Source organism: Vibrio sp. EJY3, from assembly GCF_000241385.1.
GTDB lineage: Bacteria > Pseudomonadota > Gammaproteobacteria > Enterobacterales > Vibrionaceae > Vibrio > Vibrio natriegens.
This window is the reverse complement of record NC_016614.1, coordinates 372045-384546: the sequence shown is the minus strand read 5'-3', so window position 1 is coordinate 384546 and position 12502 is coordinate 372045. Positions and strand designations below refer to the sequence as shown.

The following is a 12502-nucleotide window of genomic DNA, read 5'->3' as shown; positions in this document are numbered from 1 at the left end:
AGTTATTTACATAAAGTATGTTGCCTGAACAAATGGTGTTCTGATAGCCTCCCAAACAATAAGGGATTATATTATTTGACGACATGCCAGCAACGCACACGAAAGATGAACTGAGTCATTTCTTGAAACCAGGAACTAAGCTATCCATAGAGATGGAACTTGGTCCACAAAAGAGCAGCTCATACGTTACAACTTATTTGGGCTTGAAAGAAAACGCCTATCTGATTATTGATATTCCAACAAAGCTGCTGGAAGATCATGCGATTAGAAGACTCAATAATGCAGACGTCGTTGTTCGTGGTGTATCAGACACGGAGCTCGGGCACGTAGTTGCATTCAAATCCAGTGTGTTAATGCACATTAGCCACCCATCCCCTCTTTTATTCGTCCGAATACCGACGACGTTTGCCACAAAACCCGTGCGCGAATTTGAACGTTACAAGTTGAAAATGGACTGCACTATTGACCATGGCGGTCATGTCTACGACGGAAGCCTGATTGACTTTTCGATAGCCGGGATTGGCATCTCGACCTTATTTGAACCGGAATTCCAAGTGGGTGATAACGTCAGGGTTGATTCAGCACTTAGTGCTTATGTAGGCAGCGACAATCATTGCTTAATCGCAAACATCAAAAAGTTAGCCAAAGGCTGGATCATTGGCATTAAGTTTGACAAGCCAATCGCAATGACTGACCAGCTGAAAGTAGCGTTGCTGGAACAGTATTTTCTGTCCAGCAACTAACGTTTAATGCTAAAAGCAAATTGAACGGCTATTGTTCGCCAAAGCGAGTTGCTTCGAAGCTGTTGAGGAATCGATGTATCAGATAGGTCACGAGTAGCGTTGCAACAATGGCAAACAGGATACTGCTCACCCGATACAGCGCACTAAAGATCAAATCACCACCTGGGCTTAAGTATTGACCAAATAAAATGCCTAACGTGGTGAGTCCACCAAAGCCCGCTCCGGATCCACTGGATTCTTTAACGTGCATATAGCTGAAAATCATTGCGCCAATCCACAGCAGAGGTACGACGAATAACAAGGTATCTGACCAGTCATAAAGCACTAGCTGGCTGGTAATACCGAACGTCACCCCCAGTAACGTGCCCATCGCTCTTTTACGAGCATAACCTAGGGCACCATTCCAATGCATCGGAAACAACAGCAATATGGTCGTCGCCTGTGCCGACAGAGAGTCACTTAAGTCGAAAACCTGAAAAACCAGAAACGACATGGTTACGATGCTCGCTCCCATCAAGGCTTCATGACGCATGCGATGGCTTTTCTTCGGTTCCGAAGGTCTGGCTGGCGGCTGACGAGGCTCAGCATCAGGAATCAAAAACGTCACTAAATACGCAACAACAACTGAAAGAACATTCGCTTCCAGATTACTGAAGATAAGATCATTTAGGTCAGTACTGACATAACTGGAAAAGTGCAGCATGATGCTGAGGTTCAATACACTACTCGCACCAAACAGGAATAAGCTTCCCTTCGACATACAAGCAAATTTGTACAGAAATAATCCAAATGCAATCATCGTCATCATGAATGGATGACTGCCAAACAGTCCAGCAAGAATACCAACTTCCAGGCCACAAACTACGGCGGCAAATATCATCTGCCTAGCCGCATGCAAGCTCATCACAGGAACCATGCCGAGCAACAGCATCGGCGTTACCGTGTAAAACACACCGTAGTTCCAGCCGAAAAGTTTACATACGGTAAAGCCTATCGTAGCGCCAGTGGCGATTCGAAGACACTGCCTGAGATCATTCTCAGACATGGGGTGGTCCCATAACTTCATACCACCTCCCGATTAGTAAATGTAATGCAGTGCACTCAAGAAATGAATCTGTAGGTTACTAAACCACCCAGAGATCGTATTCTCAGGCAACAGTTGGACGGTTGCACGCGCTCCGGCAGGGAACGAGTGCTGCTCTTGATCGTCAATCGCTAAATGCAAACGCATGCGCTGTGCATCCCTAACCCAACGGTCCGTCTCTGTCGGTGTGGCAAGTCGGCCATCAGCATCGAACTGACCAGAACTTACACCAGCATCAATACTTGTGATTCGAGCTTCAAAAACGTCACCCGGCAAGCTATCAAAAGCAACCAATGCTCGGCTGTCACGATTAAAGTGGCGCAGGCTCTTTTCTCGGAAATCCGCAATGATGTCAACGTCATCTGAAACTAATGCAACCAGAGGACTTGCCGCAGAGGCGTAAGCACCCACTTCCAACTGAAGGTTGGCAACGATACCATCATGCTCAGCAATAACTTTTGTGTAAGACAAATTGAGCTCAGCTTGCTTGAGTTGGTTCTGCGCAACACGCACGCTGACATTATCTTCACCTATTTCACCACGGCTTACTTCAAGCTCCTTCAGGCGAGCACGTGCTGCTAACAGGTTGGCTTTTTCAGCAGTAGCGCTACTCTGCGCATCATCTAGTTGCTGTTGAGAAGTACCGTTTCGGTGAAACAGCTTATTCAAACGCGCCGCTTCTCTCACCTTTTGCTCTGCAACAATCTTGCTTGCTTCCACATCCGCTTTAGCAGCGGCGATTGATGCATCCAGCTGATCATTGTTTTGAATCACCTGATCCAGATTGAGCTGAGCACGTTCAACCGCCAGTTGGTAAGGCTGTGGATCGATCTGGAACAGTACTTCACCCTTATGGATTTCCTGATTGTTTGTGACGTAGATTTCTGTGATTTGCCCACTAACACGAGGCGCGACTTTGGTTACCACACGAGTTGCCATTGCTTGAGGCGTAAGAGGCATTGCCAGATCGGCAATTAGAAAGTAAGCAAAGACAAGGACAAACGCTACGCATGAATATTTAATCCAGCGCGCGAACTTTTGGTCTGGAGTCATAGGATTCAACTTCTCTTTTTTAGGTTTTCTGACTTATTCGCTAAGTGTATCGAGTGCATTGCGAGCAATTTGCTCTAGGATTAATCCCATGGCCTTAAGCTCATCATCATTAATGTCCGACAGTAATTTTCTACGAACCTCATAGATTCGGCTCTCTAGTTGAGTAATAAGAGCTTTACCGTCATCAGTCAGGCTGACAATACGGGCGCGCTTGTCATATTCACAACAACGTCTTATTACCAGAGACTGCTCTTCGAGTAATTTTAAGGTTCGCATTAATGACGACAGTTCTATCTCTAGTGCTTCCGCGAGATGCTTCTGGCTGACGTTGTCCCCCATGCGATGTAACTTCCATAAGGCAGTCCAGCGCGGATACGTCAGGTTCAGTGGCTCAAGCTCTCGGTCTGCGACCATTTTCCATAAACGTGAGACGCGAGATAACTTTTCCGCAACGGAAAGCTCTCTCAAAATGTCGATGTCTTGAATCATTACAAACACTCAATTACTTAGCATGCTAAGTAATATAAATTAGTTAGCATGCTAAGTAAATAACTTTGTGACAAAAATCACATTAAGTTCAAGGAGAGAAGTTTGGTGCAGAGGAAGCTTAGGTAATAAAAAAGGCACAACTTGCGTTGTGCCTGATAGGAGCTGATGTTTTCTTATACCCAGTCGACTAAAAATCGCTGTTTGTAATCCAAAAGCGCATCGTGGAATGCGTTTTCTTTAATTGGTTTAAGTAAGATGTAGTTCGCCCCCGCTTCCATAAACGCATCACCTGTTTCTTTTGCAGTATCTGCCGTACAAGCATAAATCGGCGTGCCTAATTTGAGGTTTCGGCGAATCTCTTTTGTGGTTTCTATACCACCGAGATGCGGAAGTTGGTTATCCATTAAGATCAAGTCATAGGTATGGTGTTTTAACCGCTCGATGGCCTCGAGCCCGTCTTTTGCCCATTCAACCTGCATTTCGTACTTATTACAAAAAGCTTTTAAAATAAACGCGTTAGTATGATTGTCTTCAACAAGCAGGACTTTCAACGTTTGATTAAACATATCTTCAGGGTTGATATGTTGGTCGGGTTTATTTTCACTCAAAAGACGTTCACGGTCTCTCACTGGCAACGTTACAACAAATGTCGTTCCAACCCCTTTTTGACTGTAAACTTGGACATTACCGTCTAACATATCGACCAAACTTTTGACGATTGTCAGCCCTAAACCGCTACCACCGTATTCACGCGTTGTCGTTTCCTCTTCCTGCACAAACGGTTCAAACATTTGCTCGAGTTTGTTCGGGTCGATACCGATACCCGTATCGGACACTTCAACCACCAGCACACTGTTCTCAACCCCTTCAAACTGATCCAATACCGCGCTTAGCCGAACACTTCCTGATGGCGTAAATTTGACTGCATTACTGAGCAGGTTAAACATGATTTGGTTGAGGCGAACCTGATCGGTAAAGAGTGCGACTTGAGGATCCAACTGGTTTTCAATGACCAGTTCCACGCCTTTACTTTCACAAATCGGACGATAAATATTCTCTAAAGTGCGAACAGTATCGGTGAAGGAAAACGAGTGTTTTTGAATATTAAATTTCCCTTGCTCGATTTTCGAGAAATCTAGAATATCATTCAAAACAGCAAGTAAGTGCTCACCACTATGACGAAGCACGTCTATCTGGTTACTCTGTTCTTGCGATTTAACCGCACCTTTCAATAGCTGAGCGACACCTAAAATACCGTTAATTGGCGTTCGAATTTCGTGACTCATCTTAGCGAGGAAATCAGCGCGAGCTTGAGCGGATTTTTCTGCTTCTTTTCTGGCAACATTACTTTGCTTTTCAGCCTCGATAAGCGTTGTGATGTCTTGCCCTTGAACAATGATACCGCTGAGATCGCCATCCACCAGAATGGGAGACAAGTTCCAGCGATAAACTTTTTCGCCAATCGGTACATTCACTCCCGTAAGAGTTGCACCTTGCGATGCCATACGCAGGTGAGGAAGTAATTTTTCCTTAAAGCTCTTAAATACGGGAGGCATAGTTTTATTATCATTTTCGAGCACCAGCTCTTTTCTCGCCGCTGGGTTTATTTGTATCAGAACCCCAGCTTCAGACCACACCATGATCGGCGATAAAGCAAAGTTAAACAGGTCACGGAATGAGCGTTTTTGTGCTTCAAGCTCTTCAAAAGTGTTTTCTAGCGTCGTCCCGATATCATCAAACTCTTCGATATCTGACCCGCCAAATCGCTCAAACCCTTTTTCTTCGCGAGCTGAACGTGTGTACGACATTAAGGAGTCAAGTTGTTCTGCTACTTTATTCTCTATCCACTCTTTGGTCAGTAAGGCGATCAAGATCATCCCGATAACCGAAGCCATCATCGCCAGAAGGTGCTGAACCTGCAGGGTAACGACACTTTGATTATCCTGAACCGTCAATAGAGATAAATCCGTATGAGCCGCATTCACCTCAATTGGTGTCTTAATAATCAATAGTTGGTCGAGCTTCTCTTGAGATTCTCTACGTTTCAGAACATCAAATATTTTGTAAGACTCATCACCAGCCAACGAGTTGGCTAGAGGTAAGTTATTGGAGATGAGTACAACATTATCGACGTTACCTTCGTTTTTCAGCCTTTCCATCAAGCCAAAGTTGTTGTCCAAAACGACAACATTGTAGGAGTAACCCATCACTTCGCCCGTTGTGGGTTCAAGTACCGGAACTCTTCTCACCAGCAAGTGACGAGCGCCCATTGGCGTTAGTGACGTAATGTAGTACCAGTTATTGGTGAATGTGACGCTATTGGAAATAGTATCGAGTATCGAGTCATTAATGCCATAAAAATGGGCGTTTCCGTCATCCCAGATAATGCCTTGATGGTTAGTGAGGAAGCGAATTTCAGGCGTGTGTGCAGGATCACTCTGGTCAATGCTCAGAAAAAAGAAATTTAAGGCTTCTTCATTCCGCTTCGTATAAAAATCAAGCACCACATCGCTTTTAGAATTGCTGTCGTGGTGGATCTGTATCGCAGCGAAATGACTGTCAAAAATATTCAGAATCAGGGCAGATGTTTGTTGCTTTGTCCTGTCGACTTCTTGCCAAATAATCTGTTTGGAGAAGTAATAACTCTGAACGAATATGCCTAAAATTATCGGAGCAAGAACGAGAATTATAATTTTAGTTATGAGCGTCGACAAAGAGCGACGCTTTCTGGTTGATGTGTTTGTCATCAATTATCTGAGTATCTAAATGCGCGCTTTCTTAAGGCTTCTATTCTTTCGGGAGAATCTGATGTGGTGACGACTTCATAGTCACCAGAATATACAGTTGGTACTGACTTCCCTTCCAGATCCCACTTTATGGCTTCTGCCATCGCAATACCAGTATCGTCGTTCATACGCATGACGGTTATATCCAACTCTCCATCTAAAATGGCGTCTAGCTCTGCAGAGCCTCCTCCCCAGCCATTAATCATAATATCATCGCGCCCGAGTTCCGCTAGCGCTTCAACGGCACCAAGAGCGACGTCTGTTGAGCAAGCATAAATAAAATCGACATCAGGGTACTTGTCCAGACTGGCTTTTGCCGCCTCATACCCAGACTGCTTTGTCGCCTTGGTGTAATATGCAGATTGTAGCTCAAAGTTGCTGTCACGGTTTACCTGGTTAATAAATGTATTCCCTCTTACATCACTAATGTAGCCTTCTGAAAAGTAAAGCACACTGTAGTGAGTGTTTTGGGGGAAGCGATGACTAAACTCTTTCGCCAGTTTTCTGCTGCCTTCAGCATGGTCAAAACCAACATAAAGAAACGGCTGGTGTTTATCCCAATCTCTTACTGGTGTCGTAATGTTTTGTAAGATCAGTTTGGTTTTCTTCGAATCTAAGACATGCTCAATAAATTTGCGATGTCTGGTGGTATCGAGCGTAAAGATGAGATAGTCCGAGTTGCTTTTCAAAGCCTCCATTAAAGACAGACTTTGCTGTTTGATATCGGCGTTTGGACGGGTAAAAACCTGATTGAGCTGATAGTTAATATTTAGCTTATCTAACCGTTTTTCAAAAGCATCTATGTTTCTGATCCAGTAATCTGAGATTTGCTGCCCTGGGTAAACGACAGAAATCTTCAGTTCACGCTTTTTATCGCTAGTCACCGGAATCGGTTTTTCTCTGACAGCTTCAGCCAGTGCGTTGGTTAGTTGCTTTTGCTCCGGAAATTCTTTCAGAAACTCTTGATATTCCCAATATCCATTCAGGACTTGCGATGGATGTGCTGCTGGGGCAATACCAGCTACTAATACAAGGGAGAATATTAACTCTTTTTTCATCTGTTGCTCTATTAGTTTTATATCGAGTCTAATTCACTCTATTTATTATCTAGCCGAGTCATCCGTTACTTGGGCGCGTTGAACTATTGTAATCTACCTTCCACTAAGTACTGGTTTCAATAACATTTTCTTCGTTATGCATTATGCGTCAGATGAGTCTTACATAACAAACGAATATTGCATTATATTTCATAACATTATGAACGCATCTTTTAGATAAAAAGAAGCCGCCTTATAGAAATCAGCGGCTCTTCGTAAGTCGGTGTCATGCGTTTATTCGACCATTTATCGGCGTTTAACGACGAACGGTAAATATCAAGCTGTGGTGTTCATCTAGGCCAAGAGACGCTTTTGACTCAACTAATAGTTCTTTTTTCGTTTTAGCTAGCTGCTTAATAAAATACTCAGCTTTCATCGCCAGACTCTTGGAATCAAATTTCATGGTCCATTCCAGAACTAATGGCCCTTTACCTTTTAGTGCCTTAGCGCCTTTGCCATCTTGATGCTGTTTAAACCGGCGTTCAATATTGTTGGTTACACCACAATAGAGTGCATTCCGGTTATTTCGTATCAGATAAACACTCCAAACTTGTTCTACACAATCACTCATCAAAGCAGAGATTCTACCTGAGCTTTCAAAGCTTCGAGTTCTTCTCTAAGCATTGCCACTTCTTGTTCAAGCTGACTAACACGATCTGAGCTCGGTGACACAGTCGCTGTTGTCTCGATAGCAGAGACATCCACTTCACCGCAGAATAAATGCATGTAGCGAGATTCACGCTTACCAGCCTCTCGTGGCAGTTTTACGACTAATGGACCTTTTTCTTCGCTCGCTAAGTGTTCCAGAACGTTTTCCACCTCTTTGACATCGCGAAACGTCGTCAGGCGGTTAGTTCGGGTGCGAATCTCACCTGGCGTCTGAGCCCCGCGCAACAGCATGCAGCATACAATGCCTTTTTCTTGCTCAGTCAGTTTCAGGTCGCCAAACTCTGTATTGCAAAAACGGTGCTGATATTTGCTCACTCGGCTATTAAAAGCACTTTCGTCACTGACTAGTCGACGTTCAATCAGCGCATCTACCGCATCTAATACATCAGACTCGGACAACGACATGACTGGCTCACGATTGCTTTTTTGATTACATGCGTTGGTAAGTGCATTCAGACTAAGGGGATAAAGATCGGGAGTCGTCACTTCTTTCTCGATTAGGCAACCAATTACTCGTGCTTCTATTGCCGTTAGCTCAACTTTCATAATGCATTCCTTATTATTTTTTGCATTTGAATTTTATACTCAAGCCGCTCTAGAGGGTCAGGCTGAAACCTGAACATGTTAGAAAGCGCTTGAATATAAGGTAGTCAGGCTAAAGCATAGACTAAGACCTGACCCCTTTCGTGAATCGGGATAGGACTTAGTGCTCGGAGAGAATAGGTACTTTTCTCAGATTACCATCTTCATCAATCATCATTATTTTCGAACGATTGAGTTCAACTTCTGTAAGTTCAAGTTGATCGCGTGCATTGATGTATGCTGTTTTTAACTTCTCAGCCAAAGAACTCGTGACTTGTTCACTATCTTGACTGTCGACTTGCTCCGCAGTGTTACGAGAGTCCATATCAAGTGTCATCATTTTGTATTTAATGATGCTGATAATATAGTGAAGGCTCAATCATGACAACGCATCGATTTACTCAAACCCCGTATCAAACACATATTTATCCAAACTAAGTCGCACAAAGACACGTTTTGTTTCGCGACGGCTGCCAATTCAAACACGAGAATTGCAATGCATGAATCATTTCAAGCGTGAAATCACCATTGGTCTGAGGTGCGCCAAATCAGGCTCAACAGGCATAAAACTGAGATGGTTTCTTGTTGTAAGGCAAGTCACACAATGATTGGTCGAGAAGTGTTCAACTCATCGTCGTGATTGATCTAAAGACTGTTATGCTACGGGATGTTGTGCTTTAATCGAGAAAGATATTCACAAATTAGGAAAGGGAACTATGAGTAGCGTATTTGAAATCGTTAACCAAGCTCGTCGCAAGAATAAATTGAAACGAGAGCTTCTTGATAACGAGAAAAAAGTTCGTGATAACCGCAAACGTGTAGACCTGCTAGAAAACCTTCTAGACTACATCAAGCCAGAGATGACTCACGACGACATCTTAGCGATCATCAAAAACATGAAAGCAGATTACGAAGATCGTGTTGATGACCACATCATCAAGAGCGCAGAAATCTCTAAAGCACGTCGTGACATCAGCCGTCGCATTCGTGAACTGACGGAAGAAGACAAGCAAACTAGCGGCAAGAAATAAATACCAATAGTTCTGTTATAATTTGAACCCCGAGTAAGACAACTTGCTCGGGGTTTGTTTTTGTCACGGATCAAAGTGGTGTGTACAATTGCACCAACGTTATCCCAAACCTAATAACTGAATAAGCTTTCTATGTCCTCAACTACGATCAGTCCTCAACCTACATTAGCCAAGCAATTGTTCTCGATGACATGGCCCATGCTCTTTGGTGTTTTATCACTGATGAGTTTTCAGCTTGTGGACAGTGCTTTTATCGGCCAACTTGGCGTCTTACCTTTGGCGGTACAAGGGTTCACACTGCCACTGCAAATGGTCGTGATCGGTATTCAGGTTGGCTTAGGCATCGCGACAACCGCGGTCATATCCAAAGCACTAGGAGCCAATGAAACACGCTATGCTAAACAGCTTGGCGGTTTAGTTCTAATGATTGGCTCGGTAGGAGTTGCGATAATCAGTGTGTTAATTTGGTTGCTTCGTTACCCGATATTATCCATGCTCAGCGCACCGGATACGGTTATGCCTATCATCGATAGTTACTGGCCATGGTGGTTACTGAGCTCCTGGACTGGTGCCCTCCTCTACTTTTACTACAGCATCTGTCGAGCTCACGGCAATACCATGTTGCCAGGCACCATGATGATGATCACTAGCGGTGTGAACCTAGTTCTCGATCCGATCTTCATATTTACCTTCGATCTCGGCATTAATGGCGCAGCGCTTGCGACAATTGTTGCGTTCAGTTTTGGTATTTTGGTCGTGGCTCCACGAGTCAAAAAGAGCCATTGGGCCACAACGCAATGGCAAGATCTAAACGTAGTTAAGAGTGTCCGTTCCATCGGCAATATCATGGGGCCTGCGATGATAAGCCAACTCTTACCCCCTTTGTCTTCCATGCTCGCAACTAAGCTACTGGCAGGATTTGGTACGGCTGCCGTCGCGGCATGGGCGCTGGGATCGCGTTTTGAGTTTTTCGCCATTGTCTCTGTACTCGCATTAACTATGTCTCTACCGCCAATGGTCGGGCGATTGCTTGGCGCAAAAAACTATGATGACATTCAATCGCTGGTGAGTATTGCGGTTAAGTTTGTTCTGATCTTCCAGCTCTTAATTGCCGTTATTACCTTTGCTGTCGCGAATCCTCTGGCATTATTAATGACCAGCGATATTCAAGTTGAGCAAGTGTTAGAAATGCATTTGATGATCGTCCCGATTAGCTTAGGCTCTCTGGGCGTATGTATGCTTATGGTTTCTATCTGTAATGCATTAGGTAAGTCATACACGGCGCTAACCGTTTCGGCGTTACGTCTGTTCGTCTTTTTCCTGCCATGTTTATGGGTTGGTTCTCAGCTTGGTGGAATCAGAGGTCTTCTGCTTGGTGCTTGTCTGGGTAATATCTGCGCAGGCATCGCTGCTTATCTCACTTATCGTCGCACTATCGCATCGCTGTCCGAAAGGCATAAAGCGTACTAAGTCGATAACCCAATATGATCAGATATCACAATAATGAAGCCCTCTATATTGAGGGCTTCATTCGTTGAGTTAAATACAACCTTCTAATACCAATCACAGTAAGTAAGTGTTCAGAAATAGCGTAGGAAAAATGCTTGAGAACAAGGCGAAATTTTTCGATAAGCAGTTATTCTACAATCAAAAATTTCAACACGGTTATCGAGTATTTTAACAAGCTAGAATGACCAGTTATTTACTACGATTGGTATAATACATCAAGCCGTTTTGTCCGCTGGAAAAACAACGCCAGTTTGTCTTCTGACTTCAGTCAGGACTTTTGCTACCGTCAATGAACGTTGTTTGGTGCTCTCATCAATCACACCTAACTTTAGTTGCTCGGCAAAAGCTTTAGCTTCGTAAAACATGTGGTTTTCGGTTTGTGGCAGGGTCAGTACTTCTTTCTCTTTACCACGAAGAATGCGTTCGACGCCACGACCCGTGGAGATCATATCGACTAGGACGCTACCTTGCTCACCCTGAAATTCACTTGGAATAAGCGAGTCGCTTACTTTTGAATGCAGAAGATTGACGTTAAAATCGTCGTAGGCAAGGGTCACACTCCCGCATCCATCCACACCGGATGGCAAGACAACCGCACTTGCCTGAACCTGATTTGGCTCGCCAAACAACTCAATTGCCGACCCCAGACAGTAATAGCCGATATCCATAATCGAACCATTGGAAAAATCCGGATTGAACGTATTCGGGTTCTCGCCGTTTAAATACTTTTGATAGCGAGAGGAATACTGGCAATAACTGATCGTAGCGTGTCTTAACGGAGCTATGGTAGGCAGGCTTTCTTTCAACACAGTAAAGTTGGGAGTATAAGGCGACATGAATGCCTCAAAAAGCACGACTTCATTTTCTTCAGCGCACTTAAACATTTCTTGTGCAAGGGCGTAATTTGAGGCCATCGGCTTTTCACAAATGACATGCTTACCCGCTTTTAGCATTTGCAGCGCTTGAGGTGCATGAAGCGAGTTTGGACTAGCAATGTAAACCGCATCAATATCCGGATCATTGCCCAAAGCGTCTAAACTGTCGTAGAAATTCTCCGCATGGTATGGCGCACCAAATGAACGCGCCTTGTCAAACTCTCTCGAATATACGGCTTTGAGACGAAACTCCCCCGTTTGTATCGCTGCTTCAACAAATTGTTGAGATATCCAGTTCGTCCCAATAATCGCGAAATTAAACATGTCATTTCCTTCTAATTTTGATCGTAACGCCAAGTGACTTCAGCTTATCTAATCGATTTAAACAAGGTTTATCTGATTAAACAACGCCTGATAGCGAAAGAATCGCTGCTCTACGTGTTCCACAATTTATGACTTATAATTGTGACAGCGTCACTTAAGATATAGAATTTATCGCAGCTAATCGTCGATTTATTGATAAACCTCAACAACCTCTCCTCCCAGGGCTGGTAATTTGAACCCGTTTTGTGGCTCGCTAGCTC

General features: G+C 44.0%; 12 protein-coding genes. 3 read left to right on the top strand and 9 right to left on the bottom strand.

The window, feature by feature from the left end; all coding sequences use genetic code 11:
• Positions 1-83 precede the first annotated feature (83 nt).
• A complete protein-coding gene (locus tag VEJY3_RS17685; RefSeq protein ID WP_014233776.1) occupies positions 84-743 on the top strand; it encodes a flagellar brake protein in 660 nt (219 codons plus the stop codon).
• A gap of 28 nt (positions 744-771) precedes the next feature.
• Here the strand turns inward: VEJY3_RS17685 and VEJY3_RS17680 are convergent, their stop codons facing one another.
• The 8 genes from VEJY3_RS17680 to VEJY3_RS17645 form a co-directional block, all read right to left on the bottom strand.
• Positions 772-1809: a DUF2955 domain-containing protein gene (locus VEJY3_RS17680; protein ID WP_014233775.1), complete on the bottom strand. Its 1038-nt coding sequence runs from the start codon at positions 1807-1809 to the stop codon at positions 772-774.
• A 12-nt stretch (positions 1810-1821) separates the two neighbouring features.
• Positions 1822-2880 (bottom strand): HlyD family secretion protein, encoded by a 1059-nt coding sequence (locus VEJY3_RS17675; protein ID WP_014233774.1) that lies wholly within the window; start codon positions 2878-2880, stop codon positions 1822-1824.
• A gap of 33 nt (positions 2881-2913) precedes the next feature.
• A complete protein-coding gene (locus tag VEJY3_RS17670; protein ID WP_014233773.1) occupies positions 2914-3369 on the bottom strand; it encodes a MarR family transcriptional regulator in 456 nt (151 codons plus the stop codon).
• Between the two features lie 173 nt (positions 3370-3542).
• Positions 3543-6116 carry a quorum-sensing autoinducer 2 sensor kinase/phosphatase LuxQ gene (gene luxQ, locus VEJY3_RS17665; RefSeq protein WP_014233772.1) on the bottom strand — a complete coding sequence of 858 codons (2574 nt, stop codon included), beginning with the start codon at positions 6114-6116 and terminating at the stop codon, positions 3543-3545.
• On the bottom strand, positions 6116-7213 hold the full coding sequence (locus VEJY3_RS17660) for an autoinducer 2-binding periplasmic protein LuxP (protein WP_014233771.1): 1098 nt from the start codon (positions 7211-7213) through the stop codon (positions 6116-6118). The genes luxQ and VEJY3_RS17660 overlap by 1 nt, the downstream gene beginning before the upstream one ends.
• A 295-nt stretch (positions 7214-7508) precedes the next feature.
• Entirely contained in the window at positions 7509-7823 is a 315-nt protein-coding gene (locus tag VEJY3_RS17655; RefSeq protein WP_014233770.1) for a GIY-YIG nuclease family protein, read from the bottom strand.
• The gene (locus VEJY3_RS17650; RefSeq protein ID WP_014233769.1) at positions 7823-8467 is read right to left on the bottom strand and encodes a YceH family protein; all 645 of its coding nucleotides are present in this window, start codon (positions 8465-8467) and stop codon (positions 7823-7825) included. Before VEJY3_RS17650 ends, VEJY3_RS17655 begins: the two co-directional genes overlap by 1 nt.
• Positions 8468-8624: 157 nt before the next feature.
• Positions 8625-8828 (bottom strand): hypothetical protein, encoded by a 204-nt coding sequence (locus VEJY3_RS17645; RefSeq protein ID WP_014233768.1) that lies wholly within the window; start codon positions 8826-8828, stop codon positions 8625-8627.
• A gap of 391 nt (positions 8829-9219) precedes the next feature.
• On the opposite strand from VEJY3_RS17645, the gene VEJY3_RS17640 reads away from it, so the two are divergent.
• A complete protein-coding gene (locus tag VEJY3_RS17640; protein WP_014233767.1) occupies positions 9220-9534 on the top strand; it encodes a DUF496 family protein in 315 nt (104 codons plus the stop codon).
• A 132-nt stretch (positions 9535-9666) separates the two neighbouring features.
• Positions 9667-11004, top strand: coding sequence for an MATE family efflux transporter (locus tag VEJY3_RS17635; RefSeq protein ID WP_031334665.1), 1338 nt, complete (start codon positions 9667-9669; stop codon positions 11002-11004).
• Positions 11005-11258: 254 nt separating this feature from the next.
• Here the strand turns inward: VEJY3_RS17635 and VEJY3_RS17630 are convergent, their stop codons facing one another.
• Positions 11259-12242: a Gfo/Idh/MocA family protein gene (locus tag VEJY3_RS17630; protein WP_014233765.1), complete on the bottom strand. Its 984-nt coding sequence runs from the start codon at positions 12240-12242 to the stop codon at positions 11259-11261.
• Positions 12243-12502: the final 260 nt, after the last annotated feature.

Coding starts and splice junctions, on each gene's coding strand:
- VEJY3_RS17685 (WP_014233776.1), top strand. CDS start 84: ATGCCAGCAACGCACACGAAAGATGAACTGAGTCATTTCTTGAAACCA.
- VEJY3_RS17680 (WP_014233775.1), bottom strand. CDS start 1,809: ATGAAGTTATGGGACCACCCCATGTCTGAGAATGATCTCAGGCAGTGT.
- VEJY3_RS17675 (WP_014233774.1), bottom strand. CDS start 2,880: ATGACTCCAGACCAAAAGTTCGCGCGCTGGATTAAATATTCATGCGTA.
- VEJY3_RS17670 (WP_014233773.1), bottom strand. CDS start 3,369: ATGATTCAAGACATCGACATTTTGAGAGAGCTTTCCGTTGCGGAAAAG.
- luxQ (WP_014233772.1), bottom strand. CDS start 6,116: ATGACAAACACATCAACCAGAAAGCGTCGCTCTTTGTCGACGCTCATA.
- VEJY3_RS17660 (WP_014233771.1), bottom strand. CDS start 7,213: ATGAAAAAAGAGTTAATATTCTCCCTTGTATTAGTAGCTGGTATTGCC.
- VEJY3_RS17655 (WP_014233770.1), bottom strand. CDS start 7,823: ATGAGTGATTGTGTAGAACAAGTTTGGAGTGTTTATCTGATACGAAAT.
- VEJY3_RS17650 (WP_014233769.1), bottom strand. CDS start 8,467: ATGAAAGTTGAGCTAACGGCAATAGAAGCACGAGTAATTGGTTGCCTA.
- VEJY3_RS17645 (WP_014233768.1), bottom strand. CDS start 8,828: ATGGACTCTCGTAACACTGCGGAGCAAGTCGACAGTCAAGATAGTGAA.
- VEJY3_RS17640 (WP_014233767.1), top strand. CDS start 9,220: ATGAGTAGCGTATTTGAAATCGTTAACCAAGCTCGTCGCAAGAATAAA.
- VEJY3_RS17635 (WP_031334665.1), top strand. CDS start 9,667: ATGTCCTCAACTACGATCAGTCCTCAACCTACATTAGCCAAGCAATTG.
- VEJY3_RS17630 (WP_014233765.1), bottom strand. CDS start 12,242: ATGTTTAATTTCGCGATTATTGGGACGAACTGGATATCTCAACAATTT.